Below are 15,744 nucleotides of genomic sequence, written 5' to 3' on the forward strand. Positions count from 1 at the left end.
AGAGGGAAACAACCCAGACCGCCAGCTAAGGTCCCAAAGTTATGGTTAAGTGGGAAACGATGTGGGAAGGCCCAGACAGCCAGGAGGTTGGCTTAGAAGCAGCCATCCTTTAAAGAAAGCGTAATAGCTCACTGGTCGAGTCGGCCTGCGCGGAAGATGTAACGGGGCTAAAACCATACACCGAAGCTGCGGATGTGCACTTAGTGCACGTGGTAGGGGAGCGTTCTGTAGGCTGATGAAGGTGCATTGAGAAGTGTGCTGGAGGTATCAGAAGTGCGAATGCTGACATGAGTAACGATAAAGAGGGTGAAAAACCCTCTCGCCGGAAGTCCCAGGTTTCCTGCACGACGTTAATCGGAGCAGGGTGAGTCGGCCCCTAAGGCGAGGCTGAAGAGCGTAGTCGATGGGAACCAGGTTAATATTCCTGGACTTTTTATAAGTGGTGAAGTGGGGACGAAGAAGGCTAGGTGAGCCGGGCGTTGGTTGTCCCGGTACTGGCATGTAGGCGGAGAGACCTGGCAAATCCGGTTTCTCATTAACGCTGAGGTGCCGAGTGGTCCTGACCCTTCGGGGTGCAGGGAAGTCATTGATGCCAAGCTTCCAGGAAAAGCTGCTAGCCATAACTTATAGAGAACCGTACCGCAAACCGACACAGGTGGACAAGTAGAGAATACTAAGGCGCTTGAGAGAACTCGGGTGAAGGAACTAGGCAAAATGGTACCGTAACTTCGGGAGAAGGTACGCCCTTGCTGGTTAGTTTCCATGCGAAATGAAGCTGGTGAGGGCCGCAGAGACCAGGTGGCTGCGACTGTTTATTAAAAACACAGCACTCTGCCAATTCGAAAGAAGACGTATAGGGTGTGACGCCTGCCCGGTGCCGGAAGGTTAATTGATGGGGTTATCTTCGGAGAAGCTCTTGATCGAAGCCCCGGTAAACGGCGGCCGTAACTATAACGGTCCTAAGGTAGCGAAATTCCTTGTCGGGTAAGTTCCGACCTGCACGAATGGCGTAACGATGGCCACGCTGTCTCCACCCGAGACTCAGTGAAATTGAAATCGCTGTGAAGATGCAGTGTACCCGCGGCTAGACGGAAAGACCCCGTGAACCTTTACTACAGCTTTGCACTGGACTTTGATGATGACTGTGTAGGATAGGTGGGAGGCTATGAAGTGCGGACGCCAGTTCGCATGGAGCCGACCTTGAAATACCACCCTGTCATTATTGAGGTTCTAACTTGGACCAGTAATCCTGGTTGAGGACAGTGTATGGTGGGTAGTTTGACTGGGGCGGTCTCCTCCCAAAGAGTAACGGAGGAGCACAAAGGTACCCTCGGTACGGTCGGACATCGTACCAAGAGTGTAAAGGCAAAAGGGTGCTTGACTGCGAGAGTGACGGCTCGAGCAGGTACGAAAGTAGGTCTTAGTGATCCGGTGGTTCTGTATGGAAGGGCCATCGCTCAACGGATAAAAGGTACTCCGGGGATAACAGGCTGATACCGCCCAAGAGTTCATATCGACGGCGGTGTTTGGCACCTCGATGTCGGCTCATCACATCCTGGGGCTGAAGCAGGTCCCAAGGGTATGGCTGTTCGCCATTTAAAGTGGTACGCGAGCTGGGTTTAGAACGTCGTGAGACAGTTCGGTCCCTATCTGCCGTGGGCGTAGGAAAATTGAGAGGAGCTGCTCCTAGTACGAGAGGACCGGAGTGGACGAACCTCTGGTGTACCGGTTGTGACGCCAGTTGCATTGCCGGGTAGCTAAGTTCGGACGGGATAACCGCTGAAAGCATCTAAGCGGGAAGCCTCCCTCAAGATGAGTTTTCCCATGAAGCCCGTTGAAGACTACGACGTTGATAGGCGAGGTGTGGAAGCGCAGTAATGTGTGAAGCTAACTCGTACTAATTGGCTGATTGTCTTGACCATATAACCTGAATAGCTTTTATGTGGCAAGTCAAAGACAAGGCTTGGCAAGCTTGTGTTGCCCTAATATTTATCTTTACCAGCCTGATGAATGAATATCCCCTAACATGGGTATTTGCTCAGCAGGACAACGTTTTTCCTGGCGACCATAGCGGTTTGGAACCACCTGACTCCATCTCGAACTCAGAAGTGAAACAGACCAGCGCCGATGATAGTGTGAGGCTTCCTCATGTGAAAGTAGGTCATCGCCAGGGCTTTATTCCTAAAGCGGCTATTAAGCCGCTTTTTTTTTACCCATTTTTCTCGCCTGGCATGCTGATTTTGCACTCTCATTCGCATTCATTTCATCAAAAAGCCTCGTGGTTTTGTACTCCACGTTGAGGTGCTTACATTCACTAAGCCAACAACCAGCCCGGATTATTTTTACGATTCTTAGCCACTTAAAAATCCGATAGGACAAGGCTTTAACAATGGCATTAAAAATTCTTAGACATCTTCTAACATAAGAATTACAGCTGTTACTGGTTCGGATGCCATCATTTCCTTTTCCTAACTCATCTTGCAACGGCAAATGTGGTTTCAAACTACAATGAAACTCATGTCGATCCTGCACCTGGATACCAGCACACAGCATAAAATCTTGAACGAATATACTTGTGCATTTATAAATATTTGCTTTGCTATGGGCTTTATACTCTTGTAATCTTTAGCGGCATTCAGGTAATTGATCAATGGAGAACGATTTTTCCTGAGGAAATTTGAGGGTGGTGGATGAACAAAGCAATAGAGCAGCCTAAATCCATTTAAATCATTAAGAAGTAGGGATATACAAGTGATCTGCGTATTAGATGAAAGGGTTTAATTGAACTAGTAGTATCCACACTCTTGATTCTGATAATTGCAGGAGCCGGATGGGTAGCATCTTGGAACGGTTAAACAACGATATCTTGGATAATAATAGTAAGGATTATATGTGGGGTTGTAATAGGGATTGTAGTAAGGATAATTATAAGAATTATAATAGGGATTATAATTGTTGTAATACCCTCCAAAAGGAGGGGTGTTTATAATAATGACGTTTCCGCCCCAGTATCGTTGATAGCCATGAGCATAGCTAAATGTAGAAACAACCAATCCCAAGATTAAAATTGGCAGACGCCATAATTTATACTCCATTTCTAGCATCTCCATCAACAAACTCGACAAGACACAGCGTCAGTCCGCGACTCAAAAGCAGCCAGTTTCAACATACTGCTGCCTCTCTTTAATTATAGTGCTTATTAGGCCAGCCTTATTGCAAAGATATGAATGACAGACTTCAATTTTGTTAATCGTTAAAATGAAAGTTTTTTGCCGAGCTAAGACCCCATTGGGTGTTTAAAAATAAAAGTACATAAAATGATTTAAGTACTGATGGCATGTATAACTTCATACCGCAAGTAAAGGAAAAACCTCAATTAGGTTTTTTGTTCAGTGCGTCAATGCGTATATCGTAAACTCAATGACTATACTTCAATCATACTGAAAAAATCTTTGTATAACCTTTTGAAAAACATATAATAGCGTATTTATAAAATTAGGATGGAAAGCACTAAAGTCATTCATTTCGAATAATTAATGATTAAACTGTTCTTGGCTACCAACGTGCTCCGACCATAAGGAATCTTAAGCTAATGTTCGATTATACAGCTCTTTATACGGATAAATATCAATTAACGATGGCTCAGGTTTATTACTTAAAGGGACATGGGGAATATAAAGCTGTTTTTGATTATTTCTTTCGCAAGTTACCGTTTGATGGAGGGTATGCCGTTTTCGCAGGGCTAAGAGATTTACTGCATGCATTGGAGCATTTTCACTTTGATGAGGAAGATCTCAATTATTTAAAGGAGCAAGGATTCAACGAGCAATTTCTGAAATATCTCAAGCACTTTCGCTTCAAAGGAGATATTTATGCTTGTAAAGAAGGAGAATTGATCTTTCCCCTTTGCCCAGTCATTCGGGTTGAAGGCACAATTATAGAAGCGCAAATAATTGAAACTATATTGTTAAACATTATCAATTTTCAGTCACTTATTGCTACAAAAGCGAGCAGAATACGATATGTTGCTGATTCCTGTGCTTTAGTGGATTTTGGCTTGCGAAGAGCACAAGGTCCAGGTGGCTATTATGCTAGCCGGGCAGCTATTATTGGTGGATTTGATGCCACCAGTAATCTTTGTACAGGAAGGGATTATCATATTGAAACTTCTGGAACGATGGCTCACTCATATATTCAAAGCTATGACTCGGAGCTTGAGGCTTTTGAGGATTTTTCAAAAATATGGCCTGACCATTGTGTGCTCCTTGTAGATACCTATCATAGTTTGGAAAGTGGCATTCCCAATGCGATTAAAGTTGCGAAAAAACTGGAAAAAAATGGCCATCGTCTTCAAGGAATTCGCTTAGATAGCGGAGATTTGGCCTATTTAGCTAAGATGGCGAGACATATGCTAAATGATGCCGGATTAGATTATGTCAAAATTATCGCTTCCAATCAGCTGGATGAGCATGTCATTAAGAGTCTTATGGAACAAGGTGCACCCATCGATATTTTCGGTGTGGGGACAAATTTAGTCACCGGACACCCCGATGCAGCTTTGGATGGTGTGTATAAACTTTCTATGGCTAATTACAAATCGAGAATTAAACTGTCAGATAATCTTTCAAAAATCACTTTGCCGGATAGAAAACAAGTTTTAAGAATTTTAAATCGCGACAATCTTTTTTTGGGAGCCGATGTGATTGCTCTTGAGAAAGAAGAGGCCGTTGACATGATGCTTCATCCATACGACATGACGAAATCCTTAAGTCTAACGGGTTTTCAACAGGAAGCTTTATTGAACAAAGTGATGGAAAATGGCAAAGACTTAACAGAAAATCTAAGCTTAAAAGAGATACAACAGTATTTCCAATTGCGTTTTAAACAACTTCCTGATGAGTATAAACGTTTCGACAACCCTCATCTGTATAAAGTGGGTTTAAGTAGCGCCTTGAAAATGGAACGAGATGAATTACTGAACCAGCATCGAAAATTTTTATGAAAGCTTTACTTATTGTAGATGTACAAAATGATTTTATGCCAGGCGGTGCTTTGGCGGTTCCCCACAGTGAGGTGATTATTCCAATCATTAATCAATTGCAAAGGCAATTTGATTTGATAATCGCAACTCAAGATTGGCATCCAAGAAACCATCAATCTTTTGCCTCGAATCACTCCGGCAAGAAACCTTTTGAAACCATTATGCTCCATGGCATTGAACAAGTACTTTGGCCAGATCATTGTATACAAGGTTCAGAAGGAGCGGAATTTTATTCCAAATTGGAGAGCGATAGGGTAGAAACCATTTTTCGCAAAGGAACGGATCCGGAAATTGATAGTTACAGTGGCTTTTACGACAATAAGCATCGTAAATCTACTGGACTAAGTGGATATTTAAAAGAAAAAAAAGTAAACGAAATATACATCTGTGGCCTGTGCGCGGACATTTGTGTTTATCACACGATTAAAGATGCCTTGGCAGAGGGTTTTTCCTGTTGCCTTATTGAAGATGCCACTTACCCTCTTAATCCCTTGGTTTTTCAGAATTTGAAATCAGAATTACTCGATAAAGGTGTTAGAATTTTAACGAGTGAGCAACTGTTTTCCCCGCTTTGAGCCTACATACTTGGTAAGGGACTATACTAAAAAAAAGACCCATTATTTAAAGGACAATGTATGAACCGTTTGAAAGGACTTAAGGTGGCTATTTTAGCGGCTAATGGTTTTGAGCAAGTAGAAATGGAAAAACCAAGAGAAGCTCTAGAGGCTGAGGGTGCTGAAACTTTTCTGGTTTCTCCTGAGGCAAATCAAGTACAAGGATGGAATCACTTTGAGAAAGGGGATGAGTTTTCTGTCGACGTACCTCTGAGCCAAGCCAATCCAGAATCTTTTGATGCATTGCTTTTACCAGGTGGCGTGATTAATCCTGATCGATTAAGAACTTTTCCCGAAGCAGCTTCTTTTGTCAAACAAATGAATGAACAACATAAGCCTATCGCTGCAATTTGTCACGGACCTTGGATGCTTATCAATGGTGAGGTGGCAAAAGGACATAAATTGACATCATGGTCATCCATCAAACAAGATTTAATCAATGCCGGAGCCGAATGGGTTGATGAACCCGTCGTATGTGATGAGCAATTGGTTACGAGCCGCAAGCCAGATGATATTCCTAAATTTAATGAAGCCATGATTAAATTATTTGAATCTCATGCAAGGGAGTAATTTGAAAAAGGCGATTTGTTATGACAGGAGGTTGTATGCGAGCGCTTGTGTATCACGGCATTGGCAATATTCGTTTTGAAGAAGTGAGTAAACCTACTATCCAGGACGATTACGATGCCATTGTTAAAATCACCACTTCAGCAATATGTGGAACTGATTTGCATTTCATTCGAGGGACAGTTGGACCAATGAAGAAAGGAACGATTCTAGGTCATGAGGCCGTGGGAGTCGTTGAAGAAGTCGGTTCAGCTGTTAAAAATTTTCGCGAAGGCGAACGGGTGATTATTCCTTCCACGGTTGCTTGTGGTTATTGTGAAATGTGTCACCTGGGTTTTTATTCCCAATGCAATCAGGCAAATCCTAATGGGCCGGAAGCAGGGACGGCCTTTTTTGGTGGGCCGGAAATGACAGGTCCTTTGCAAGGTTGCCAGGCTGAATACGTTCGTGTGCCATTTGCCAATCACAATCTGGTGAAATTACCTGATCGCGTGAGAGATGATCAGGCAATTTTATTATCCGATATTTTTCCAACGGCCTATTTTTCTGTTGATATTGCTGGTGCTAAAACAGGAGATGTTGCTGTCGTTCTTGGCTGCGGACCCGTAGGGCAATTTGCGATTGCCAGTTGTAAACTTCGGGGCGTATCAAGAATTATTGCTATTGATGCAATTCCTTCCCGTCTTGATCTCGCGAAAAAACAAGGTGCTGAATGCATTAATTTTAATGAGGAAGAACCTTTGGCAATGGTCAAAGAATTAACCAATGGTTTAGGGGCAAATGTGGTCATTGATGCAGTTGGGATTGATGCCTATGCCCCTGAAAAAGGTCCTGCCGCTAAAAAAGCAGCCAAGCAGAAAGGCGAGTTCGAGGAAGAGCTTAGTAATTTGGTTCCTGCTGTTAGAAATGATGGCCCAAACTGGATCCCAGGTAATGCACCCAGTTATACATTAAGAGAAGCTGTGGATTTGGTTGCAAAGTGTGGAACTGTTTCAATCATCGGAGTATACCCACAAAATTTTAAGGTTTATCCAATTGGTAAAGCCATGAACAAAAATTTAAAACTGGTGATGGGTAACTGCCCTCATCGGGCCTATATTCCCAAATTGCTGGCAATGGTCGAGGCCGGCTTAATCGACCCAACCGGAATTCTGACGCAACAAGAGCCACTTACTGATATTTTGGAGGCTTATAAACAATTTGACTTACGAAAAGATGGTTGGATAAAAGTCGCATTAACAGTTTAATTTACTCGCCAGATACCCATCAGGAGGCAGTAATGAGTCTTGAGTTTGAAAGAGCTTTTGATTTTGTTGATTTAGCGGCGCTGCCACCTAAGCCGAGAACGACTGGCCTGATTGAAGTTCGCGGGGCTTATTACGAAGCGTTTACTGTGGGCCAATGGCAAGACCTGCTTGAAACATGGGGTTTTTATATTGATGGCCTTAAGTTTGCCGGTGGAGTTCAAGCCCTTATGACAAAGGCAATAATAAAACGGTTCATTGAACTTGCTCATAAGCATCAAGTCTATGTTAATACTGGAGGTTTTTTGGAGAGAGTTTTGATTCAGCAATCACCTCATATTGATGATTATCTCAGTGAAAGTAAAGAATTGGGCTTTGATGTGATTGAAGTCTCAAGCGGAATGTTTGAACATGCTGAAGATTTTAAACTGGAGGATCAAGTTAAAATTATACAAAAAATTGAAGCGCTCGGTATGAAGGCCAAACCGGAAGTTACAATTATGTCTGGAGTTGGAGGAGGAGTTCAGGAGTTTGGTTATCGCAAGCACATTACAGCCAGTAAAACTTCCGCGCGTTTGCTCGAAGAAGCCCAGCAATTCCTTGATGCGGGCGCATTCATGCTCATGGTGGAATCGGAAGGAATTACAGAAGGAATAGCAGACCCTGATAACTGGCGCAAAGATGTTATTTTTGCCCTCATTGAAAAATTCGGCTCGGAAAAACTGATGTTTGAAGTATCTCCAGAAGATGATGAGGCAAGAAAAACATTTAAATGGTATCTACAAAATATTGGTAAGGATATTAACCTGATGATGAATTCAAAAAATATAATTGAATTTAATGCCTGGCGATTGAACTTATGGGGAAATAGAGAGTTATGGCAAGGAAAAAAAATAAATATGGATTAGAGACAAAGCCTATTCTTCTGCGGCTCAATCACCAGAGCGCTATTACTTCGATTTTTTTTCGAAGCTTAACCCCTCAGGATTTATTCCAATCTTCCACTTAAAAATCCCTCTGACGCAGGGGAAAACATATTGCACACATTGAGATGATCCTTAAAGGGTGGTTAGGCGCAGTATATTTCAAGCTCTAGAGATTTGGTGGAAGCACAGAGGAGCATGATCTTTTGGAAGAATTATTAAAAAGGTTCAAAACCTGTTAATAAACTCATTAAATTACCCAGAGCATTCTTCTTGCAACAATTTTCGTCCTCTCACAGCCAAAACTCTCACACTTAAAATATTGATGCACAAGCCACCGAGTACAAATAAGCAAGCAACCAATTTCCAAAGATGGAAGGATTCGCCTAAAATCAGGATTGAGCTGATTATACCGACTACTGGGACAAGAAGGGTAAAGGGTACAACAGCTCCAACAGGGTAACGGCTGACTAACCAGTTCCAAACGCCATAGCCAACCCATGTTGATATATAAACAATATAAAGCAGCGAACTTCCTCCGCGCCAGCTTAAGTTAGAGAGACTTTCCTCAATAGTATGAAGGCCCTCAAAAGATAAACTGAGTATCAGCATGGGAAATACAGCTACAAAACTTCCCCAGACCACTAAAGCCATCATATTTACGTTTTTTGCTTTTTTGGTCATCAGATTGCCAAATCCCCAAGTGGCAGCAGAGGCTAAAATGAGGATAAACCCTGCTAATGAAATGTGTTGATCTAAATGGAACGCAACGACAGCAATCCCCATAAAGGAAACTAAAGCACCAACAATTTGCCAGGGATTAGGTTGTTCTTTCAAGATTATAGCTGCAAAAAACATGCTAAAGAACACTTGAACTTGAATGAGCAGGGAGGCCATTCCCGGGGTCATGCCTGCATGCATTCCAAGAAACATTAAAGAAAACTGCAGGGCAAACATAAATAGCCCATAAGAGGCCACTAGTTTAAAAGAGGTGGCCGGTGGTTTTATGAAAAAGATAGCAGGGATGCTGGCTAAGGTAAAACGCAAGGTGCATAGAAGCAGCGGGGGAATTTCTTCAAGTCCCAGCTTCACAAAAAGAAAATTAATGCCCCAAACTATGGCAACAAGGAGAGCTAGTAAAATATGAGAAACTGGCATGTGAGTTCTACTAGTTTAATAAATAATCTATTTTATCTGAAAAGATTAACCTTGTTTAGAGAAAACTCAAAAATAATGCACCAATACCATTCTCAAAAATCTTGCGGTGCCAATTGATAAGTATTAAATAATTCATCCTGCACAACCGTTGCTTTGTTATTCACTGCAGGCAATTGTTTGTCTTCTTGCAGTACACGACTACGGAATTGCCAATTAGGAGGTAATTTTAGTATTTTGTTTAAATTTTGGAGGCCATCCAAAGTTTGGGCTTGTTTCTCGATGCTATAAGATTGCATTACAAAAATTTGACCGGAGGGATCTATTAATTCATAAATAGGTTGCCCAGCTTTGTAAATCCAGGTTGTATGTCTGTCTACAGTATGTCCTCTGTAAGGTTGAGAACTTAACATAATATCGGAAAGCCCTAATTTTAATACTCCAGCTTTACGCAATTTTAGTCCGCAAATGGATTGTACCTCCGGTGAAGCCAGCTTTGAATTCAGCAAACCATCAATTACCCAATAACGAGGTCCATTCAATTTAGCGAATGATGCCCCTGTTTGTGTTTTCACACATTGAATGTCTATTTTATTCCAAAGGTCTTCAGGGCAGTCATTAATCCCAATGCTATTATAGACAGCCAAATTCAAGCGGTTTTCATTAACTAAAATTTCACAGTACCTACTTCCTCTTAAATGATCAATATCTGCAGCAAAACCATAGGCTATTGAAAAGAAAAATATTAACGAAGATTTTTGGAACGCCTTGTTAAGCATGAATTAATCTCCTAGGATGGAAATAAATTTCATTTGGAACTATAGATCTTAATATCGCAGAAAGAGGATTATCATGGAAGAGCAACAAATCAGTCGATTTACGACAGCTATTTTTTCGAGTGAGGAAGAGGCAGAACTTGCTTACAGTAAAGCCCTTGAGCTGGGTTATAAACCGGACGACGTCAATATAATTATGTCGGATGAAACCCAGAAAAAGTTCTTGAAATCTCCCGAGCAAGCTTTGCAATCACCGCCCAAGGAAATCGATGTGGCTGTTGGTAGTGCAATTGGCGGTGCAATTGGGGGGACCATTGGCGCAATTGCTGCTATTGGCACAACTGTTTTATTTCCTGGATTAGGTCTTATCGTAGCGGGACCGTTAACTGCCGCCTTGGCTAGCCTGGGAATGGGTGCCATTTCAGGCGGTTTAATCGGTGTACTGATAGGCTGGGGGATACCTGAGGAGACCGCTAAGAATTATGAAGCTGAGATTAAATCGGGAGGTATTTTATTAGTGGTTCATGAGAAGAAAGACAGCAATCTGGCGCGAGAATGGAAAAAAATTGCTTAATATTCTTTGCTGCTTGAATCCGCTGTAGAAGTGGATTCTTTTTTAGAAAAAGAATCTCCATCGTGTAGGTGAATTTTGCCATCTTTCCCATGAATAAATAAATCAGTACCGGCGATTTGACTCATTTTTCTTGCAGCAGCAACCGCTTCTCTTTGTCGGTGAAAATGTCGAATGGCTAGAGGGGCTCTTTCTCTTTTTATATCCCAGCCGCCATCCTGGTTATTGGGTAGAACATGATAATCGTTAGCATCCATACAAATTCCCATCTTTAACGCTCATTTCTTTAAGTTTAGCTCAAAATAGTTCTCTGAGAGAGCCCTAATAAGAAGTATCGTAATTATTTAACACATTCAGAAAACATAAATTCCATTTTGTATTGTATAAAAGCAAGTTATAATGAATATGTGCTGTTTTCCCTCTCTAGTTATTTAGGAGAGTTTATTTCATTTTTCAAAGGATTGATTATGAAACAATTACTCAGCGCGTTTCTTTTTGTATGTTCTTTGGCTGCATGTGCGGAATCCAGTCACATTTACTCTCAGGAAATCTCTTCATCTAAATATAAAATTATCAAGAAAGACAGCAACTTACAGACCATTATTAAACACCCTGAAATGTTTACACGCACTCATGAATACCCGACCCAAATTGTTAGGATTCATGGCAAACTCAACAACTCAACTTTAAATTGTGATGAAGTCGCCAAAACCATAGATGATTTTTTTTCAAAAGCCATTAAACACGATCTTTTTTATTACAATACGTTGATTATTTGTGGCTACGATCCAAAGACCGACTATGCTATCAGTTATAACCTTCAAAGTTATTTTGATCCACTTAATGATGCCGCAATTGATTATTTGCAAACCTATCTAAAAGAGCATAATGGAAAATTATTACTTGGCAAAACGTTCTTCGTGGAGAATGCTGAAGGAGTGGTCATTTCTTTAAACATCCATGTGGGCAATAAGAATGCACCGTCTGAACAAAGCATGTTGCTTTTGCGTACCGACAATAGCAACCATTATTTTGCCAATAATTATCAAGTGATGAAGGAGTTGATGGCAGATATAAAAGAACGCTACAACAGCAATGATCCTGAGCTTATTTTGCCATTTTTAAGTAAATGGTTTTATCCATCAGCAGGCATGTTTTATCAGAGGCTGTTAAAGCTTTCTAATTATACTGAGCTGTTGCCTGAACGCATTTTTCTTATGGAACAGGAACCCAAAATTTTTAGCTCGGCTCTTAAGTTTTATTTTGCAAATTATTGCAGCAAATATCCAAATAAACATTGCTTGTGATGATCTTGCAATCTGGATGGCGCAGTAATGGCGTCATCCAAAAAATAAGAAGACCCTGGTTTGTTCGCATTAGAAATACTGCGAAATCAGGTATATACTCAAATTTAAAGGCCCTTTGACCCGCCCAATGTCCAAATTATTTCGTGAGAAAAGCCTAAGTAGATTAAATAATCCAGAAAAGCTGGATAATTTGTTTCGTCTTGTGTCGCCAATGAATTGGCTCATTCTTTTAGTACTTATTCTTCTACTGGGTTTAATCGTTTTATGGGGAATTTATGGGCAGGTTGATACGAGAATTTCAGGAAATGGCATTTTAATCAGTGGCGGACAGAGGATATATGATGCTATTGCGGAAGAAACAGGTCGATTATTAAGCATTGAGGTCAAAGTTGGTGATCACGTTAAGAAAGGCCAGCCTTTGGCGAAACTCAAACTTTCCCTGTTAAATCTTGAGCTTGAAAATAAAAAGGAGGTATTGGCAACCTTACAAAATCAGCTCACAGACCTTCAACAATTCATCCAAAATGACTTCAAGCTGGATCAGGAAAATAACAAAGTCCTCCAACAAAATTGGCAAAAAGATCTGTCAAACGTCACGCTCCATTTGCAATATCTAAAGCAAGCAATAGAAGAGCGCGAGAAAGTGGTTGGCAAGGCTGTTTCACGTCAGGAGTTAGCGGATTTAAAGGCAAGATATTACAAAGATCTTCAAGATCGAGATGAAATCAACAGAAAAATGGCCGAAAGCGTTATCGAAATGAAACGTCGCGCGGAAGCGAACCAAGAACGGTTTCGCCAACTTCAAAATAAGATTTTACAAACGCGTCTTGAGTTAAGTGCAATTGAAAAAAGACTGACATTAAGCAGTGTAGTCGTCAGTCCCGTCGATGGGGAAGTCATCAGTGTTTTGGGTAAACCCGGTGAAGTTGTCCAGAGCGGGATGAAAATTTTGGATATTGAGCCTTCCTCCGAGCACATCGATGCTGCTGTTTATGTGCCAGCTGCCTTAGGAAAATTGATTTTACCTGGTATGGCGGCTCAAGTGGTTCCCAGTACTGTAAAAAAGCAGGAGTATGGCAGCATTGTTGGGGTAGTAAGGGATGTGGCGAAGTTTCCAAGTAGCCAAAGTAGCATGATGTCTGTTCTTTCTAATGAAAAATTAGTCGAAGATTTTTCAAAATCAGGACCGCAACTTTACATTCGTATTGATTTAATTGAGGCCAATACGATGAGTGGTTACAAATGGACAACTTCTCAAGGCCCCGATATTAGCATTACTAATGGAACTTTGTGCAGCGCTGATATTATTGTAAAAACTCAGCCTCCGATAACCCTGGTTATACCAACGGTTAAACAGTTTTTAGGAATGGATTGACCATGGCTCGCTTATTTGGTCGCAGAAATAAAACAGCAACCATATTACAACTCGAATCAGTGGAGTGCGGCTCAGTTGCTCTTGCAATTGTTCTGGCCTTTTATGGCCGCTGGATTCCTTTGGACGTATTACGTAGTGACTGTGGAGTCTCTCGTGATGGGAGTAGGGCTGATAATCTTGTTCTCGCTGCGGAAAAACATGGTCTCACGGTTTCAGCTTATAGCCTCGAGCCCGAAGACGTCACCGATTTTCATTTACCTGCCATCATTCATTGGGAGTTTAATCATTTTGTGGTTTTAGAGGACGTAAAGGGGCAGAAAATTTTCATTAATGATCCTGCCTTTGGCCCAAGAGTATTAAGTTGGGAGGAATTTGATGAAGGGTTCACTGGAGTTTTTCTTGAACTTAAACCTGGGCCCGGTTTCATCAAATACGGGCATAGGCCAAAAGTACTACCGCAGTTGGTCCATCGCCTTAGTCAATCACAAAATGCAGTCATTTTCATTATATTGGCAACTTTAGCTTTAGCTATTCCTGGATTGGCAATTCCAGGTTTGGTTAAGGTTTTTATTGATGAAATCCTGGTTCAGCAAATGACTGCCTGGCAAAAACCAGTCTTAATCAGTTTAATTATCGCTGCCTGTTTTAAAGGGCTTTTAACTTGGTATCAAAGTTTGATGCTTTCAAGGCTTGAAAGTAAATTATCTGTAGTCCATAGTTCTACATTTTTTTGGCGCTTACTGCGTTTACCGCAATCATTTTTTAGCCAACGTTACTTAGGTGACATCTTAAGTCGATTTCAATCAAGTGACTCCATCGCGGCGCTTGTGTCGCAACAATTTGGCGTCAATGCGGTTAATTTGTTGCTGGCATTTATTTATTTTTTTATCCTGTTACTCTTAAGTATACCTCTTGCTCTCGTGGTATTAATTTCAAGTGGTATTAACTTGGTTATTCTACTGGCAAGTAATAGGAAAAGGACTGATTTAAGTGCCAGAGAAACAAAGGCAGTTAACAATCTTTTAAGTTCAGCCATTAGTGGTTTACAAATGATTGAAACTTATAAGGCTTCAGGCGCTGAACGGGATTTTTTCCAGAAATTTTTTGGCCTTCATGCCAACTATCTAATTAGTACACAACAATTAAATGTTACCCGCGAGAGCATGGCCATCTTACCTCAGGCCATTGATGCTTTAACCACGGCTCTTATCCTTGGCCTTGGGGCGTGGTTCATTATGCAGGGGAAGTTAACCATAGGAACGGTGGTGGGTTTTCAATTGCTATATGGTAACTTTAGTCAGCCTATCAACTCACTGATTTTAATGATTGGTAAAATTCAGGAAATAAATTCCGATTTGGTGCGGGTAAAGGATGTAACGGATCATGAAATGGCTAAGCGTTATCATTCTCCTTCTCGGACTAAAACGGAAAAGCCGGTCAAATTAATTGGGCATGTGCAGTTTGAAAAGGTCACTTTTGGCTACAGTCCATTGTCTTCGCCATTGATTGAAAATTTTTCGTTGGACATCAAACCGGGCAGAAGACTCGCCTTGGTTGGAGGCTCAGGAAGTGGTAAATCAACCATTGGCAAACTGCTGTTGAGTCATTATCAACCCTGGTCTGGCCAAATTTTGATCGATGGTATGCCTTTGAATGATATTCCTAATGAACTAAGAACCCGCTCTATTACCGGGGTGGATCAAGACATCAATTTATTTGAGGCAAGTGTAAAGGACAATTTAACCTTATGGGATTCTACCATTGAAGACGAGGCTATTCTCAATGCGGCCAAAGCAGTATTTATGCATGATGTCATTGCCGGGCAGCGCGCTGGGGGCTATGAAAGTATGATTACTGAAGGAGGCTCCAATTTTAGTGGAGGGCAGAGGCAGAGATTGGAAATAGCAAGAGCATTGCTACAAAAACCGAGTATTTTAATCCTTGATGAGGCCACTTCTGCTTTAGATGCCTACATGGAGCAAATGATCGACAGTCACATTCGTCAACTGGGTTGTACTTTGTTAATTATCTCTCATCGGTTAAGTGCCATTCGCGATGCAGACGAAATCATTGTTCTTGACAATGGCAAAGTAGTGGAACGAGGTACTCATCAAGAATTGCTGCAGCGACAAGGTACTTATTGTCGTTTATTGGCAAGTGAGACTTAAAAT

The 15,744-nt window shown here is 41.4% G+C and carries 13 protein-coding genes and 2 rRNA genes (1 of these 15 running past the window's edge); 11 read left to right on the forward strand and 4 right to left on the reverse strand.

What is annotated here, in order from left to right:
* Together EL203_RS06540 and rrf are read left to right on the forward strand one after the other, a co-directional pair.
* Nucleotides 1-1,922, forward strand: a 23S ribosomal RNA gene (locus tag EL203_RS06540) (it extends 977 nt beyond the left edge of the window).
* A gap of 135 nt (nt 1,923-2,057) precedes the next feature.
* Nucleotides 2,058-2,173: ribosomal RNA gene (gene rrf, locus EL203_RS06545) — 5S ribosomal RNA — on the forward strand.
* 613 nt (nt 2,174-2,786) lie between these two features.
* On the opposite strand, the gene EL203_RS06550 is transcribed toward rrf, so the two are convergent.
* On the reverse strand, nt 2,787-3,095 hold the full coding sequence (locus EL203_RS06550; RefSeq protein WP_126320103.1) for a hypothetical protein: 309 nt from the start codon (nt 3,093-3,095) through the stop codon (nt 2,787-2,789).
* 497 nt (nt 3,096-3,592) lie between these two features.
* Here EL203_RS06550 and EL203_RS06555 point away from each other — a divergent pair, with 497 nt between their 5' ends.
* From EL203_RS06555 to EL203_RS06575, 5 genes are read left to right on the forward strand one after another with little or no spacing between them, the layout of a single operon-like run.
* On the forward strand, nt 3,593-5,002 hold the full coding sequence (locus EL203_RS06555) for a nicotinate phosphoribosyltransferase (RefSeq protein WP_058471072.1): 1,410 nt from the start codon (nt 3,593-3,595) through the stop codon (nt 5,000-5,002).
* A complete protein-coding gene (gene pncA, locus EL203_RS06560; RefSeq protein ID WP_058471071.1) occupies nt 4,999-5,616 on the forward strand; it encodes a bifunctional nicotinamidase/pyrazinamidase in 618 nt (205 codons plus the stop codon). The genes EL203_RS06555 and pncA overlap by 4 nt, the downstream gene beginning before the upstream one ends.
* 60 nt (nt 5,617-5,676) lie before the next feature.
* On the forward strand, nt 5,677-6,225 hold the full coding sequence (locus EL203_RS06565; protein WP_058471070.1) for a type 1 glutamine amidotransferase domain-containing protein: 549 nt from the start codon (nt 5,677-5,679) through the stop codon (nt 6,223-6,225).
* Nucleotides 6,226-6,260: 35 nt separating this feature from the next.
* Nucleotides 6,261-7,469, forward strand: coding sequence for a zinc-dependent alcohol dehydrogenase (locus EL203_RS06570; protein ID WP_058471069.1), 1,209 nt, complete (start codon nt 6,261-6,263; stop codon nt 7,467-7,469).
* Nucleotides 7,470-7,501: 32 nt separating this feature from the next.
* Nucleotides 7,502-8,374, forward strand: a complete 873-nt coding sequence (locus EL203_RS06575; RefSeq protein WP_058471068.1) for a phosphosulfolactate synthase — start codon at nt 7,502-7,504, stop codon at nt 8,372-8,374.
* 270 nt (nt 8,375-8,644) lie between these two features.
* On the opposite strand, the gene EL203_RS06580 is transcribed toward EL203_RS06575, so the two are convergent.
* Entirely contained in the window at nt 8,645-9,547 is a 903-nt protein-coding gene (locus EL203_RS06580) for an EamA family transporter (protein ID WP_058471067.1), read from the reverse strand.
* A 92-nt stretch (nt 9,548-9,639) separates the two neighbouring features.
* Nucleotides 9,640-10,323, reverse strand: coding sequence for a hypothetical protein (locus EL203_RS06585; protein ID WP_058471066.1), 684 nt, complete (start codon nt 10,321-10,323; stop codon nt 9,640-9,642).
* Nucleotides 10,324-10,396: 73 nt separating this feature from the next.
* On the opposite strand from EL203_RS06585, the gene EL203_RS06590 reads away from it, so the two are divergent.
* On the forward strand, nt 10,397-10,894 hold the full coding sequence (locus EL203_RS06590; RefSeq protein ID WP_058471065.1) for a hypothetical protein: 498 nt from the start codon (nt 10,397-10,399) through the stop codon (nt 10,892-10,894).
* Here EL203_RS06590 and EL203_RS06595 read toward each other — a convergent pair.
* Nucleotides 10,891-11,148 carry a DUF2188 domain-containing protein gene (locus tag EL203_RS06595; RefSeq protein WP_082647214.1) on the reverse strand — a complete coding sequence of 86 codons (258 nt, stop codon included), beginning with the start codon at nt 11,146-11,148 and terminating at the stop codon, nt 10,891-10,893. The two genes, EL203_RS06590 and EL203_RS06595, sit on opposite strands and share 4 nt — an antisense overlap.
* 210 nt (nt 11,149-11,358) lie before the next feature.
* Between EL203_RS06595 and EL203_RS06600 the strand changes: the two genes are divergently transcribed.
* The 3 genes from EL203_RS06600 to EL203_RS06610 all read left to right on the forward strand — a co-directional run bounded on the left by EL203_RS06600 (nt 11,359) and on the right by EL203_RS06610 (nt 15,741).
* On the forward strand, nt 11,359-12,198 hold the full coding sequence (locus EL203_RS06600; protein ID WP_058471064.1) for an Lpg0189 family type II secretion system effector: 840 nt from the start codon (nt 11,359-11,361) through the stop codon (nt 12,196-12,198).
* Between the two features lie 127 nt (nt 12,199-12,325).
* Nucleotides 12,326-13,573 carry an NHLP bacteriocin system secretion protein gene (locus EL203_RS06605; RefSeq protein WP_058471063.1) on the forward strand — a complete coding sequence of 416 codons (1,248 nt, stop codon included), beginning with the start codon at nt 12,326-12,328 and terminating at the stop codon, nt 13,571-13,573.
* A 2-nt stretch (nt 13,574-13,575) separates the two neighbouring features.
* Entirely contained in the window at nt 13,576-15,741 is a 2,166-nt protein-coding gene (locus tag EL203_RS06610) for an NHLP family bacteriocin export ABC transporter peptidase/permease/ATPase subunit (RefSeq protein WP_058471062.1), read from the forward strand.
* Nucleotides 15,742-15,744: the final 3 nt, after the last annotated feature.

The sequence above is a fragment of the Legionella jordanis genome (assembly GCF_900637635.1).
Lineage (GTDB): Bacteria > Pseudomonadota > Gammaproteobacteria > Legionellales > Legionellaceae > Tatlockia > Tatlockia jordanis.

What these genes read in the sequence shown, in the direction of transcription:
- EL203_RS06550 (WP_126320103.1), bottom strand. Translation starts at nt 3,095, where the DNA reads ATGGAGTATAAATTATGGCGTCTGCCAATTTTAATCTTGGGATTGGTT.
- EL203_RS06600 (WP_058471064.1), top strand. Translation starts at nt 11,359, where the DNA reads ATGAAACAATTACTCAGCGCGTTTCTTTTTGTATGTTCTTTGGCTGCA.
- EL203_RS06580 (WP_058471067.1), bottom strand. Translation starts at nt 9,547, where the DNA reads ATGCCAGTTTCTCATATTTTACTAGCTCTCCTTGTTGCCATAGTTTGG.
- EL203_RS06605 (WP_058471063.1), top strand. Translation starts at nt 12,326, where the DNA reads ATGTCCAAATTATTTCGTGAGAAAAGCCTAAGTAGATTAAATAATCCA.
- EL203_RS06610 (WP_058471062.1), top strand. Translation starts at nt 13,576, where the DNA reads ATGGCTCGCTTATTTGGTCGCAGAAATAAAACAGCAACCATATTACAA.
- EL203_RS06575 (WP_058471068.1), top strand. Translation starts at nt 7,502, where the DNA reads ATGAGTCTTGAGTTTGAAAGAGCTTTTGATTTTGTTGATTTAGCGGCG.
- EL203_RS06570 (WP_058471069.1), top strand. Translation starts at nt 6,261, where the DNA reads ATGCGAGCGCTTGTGTATCACGGCATTGGCAATATTCGTTTTGAAGAA.
- EL203_RS06590 (WP_058471065.1), top strand. Translation starts at nt 10,397, where the DNA reads ATGGAAGAGCAACAAATCAGTCGATTTACGACAGCTATTTTTTCGAGT.
- EL203_RS06595 (WP_082647214.1), bottom strand. Translation starts at nt 11,148, where the DNA reads ATGGATGCTAACGATTATCATGTTCTACCCAATAACCAGGATGGCGGC.
- EL203_RS06585 (WP_058471066.1), bottom strand. Translation starts at nt 10,323, where the DNA reads ATGCTTAACAAGGCGTTCCAAAAATCTTCGTTAATATTTTTCTTTTCA.
- pncA (WP_058471071.1), top strand. Translation starts at nt 4,999, where the DNA reads ATGAAAGCTTTACTTATTGTAGATGTACAAAATGATTTTATGCCAGGC.
- EL203_RS06565 (WP_058471070.1), top strand. Translation starts at nt 5,677, where the DNA reads ATGAACCGTTTGAAAGGACTTAAGGTGGCTATTTTAGCGGCTAATGGT.
- EL203_RS06555 (WP_058471072.1), top strand. Translation starts at nt 3,593, where the DNA reads ATGTTCGATTATACAGCTCTTTATACGGATAAATATCAATTAACGATG.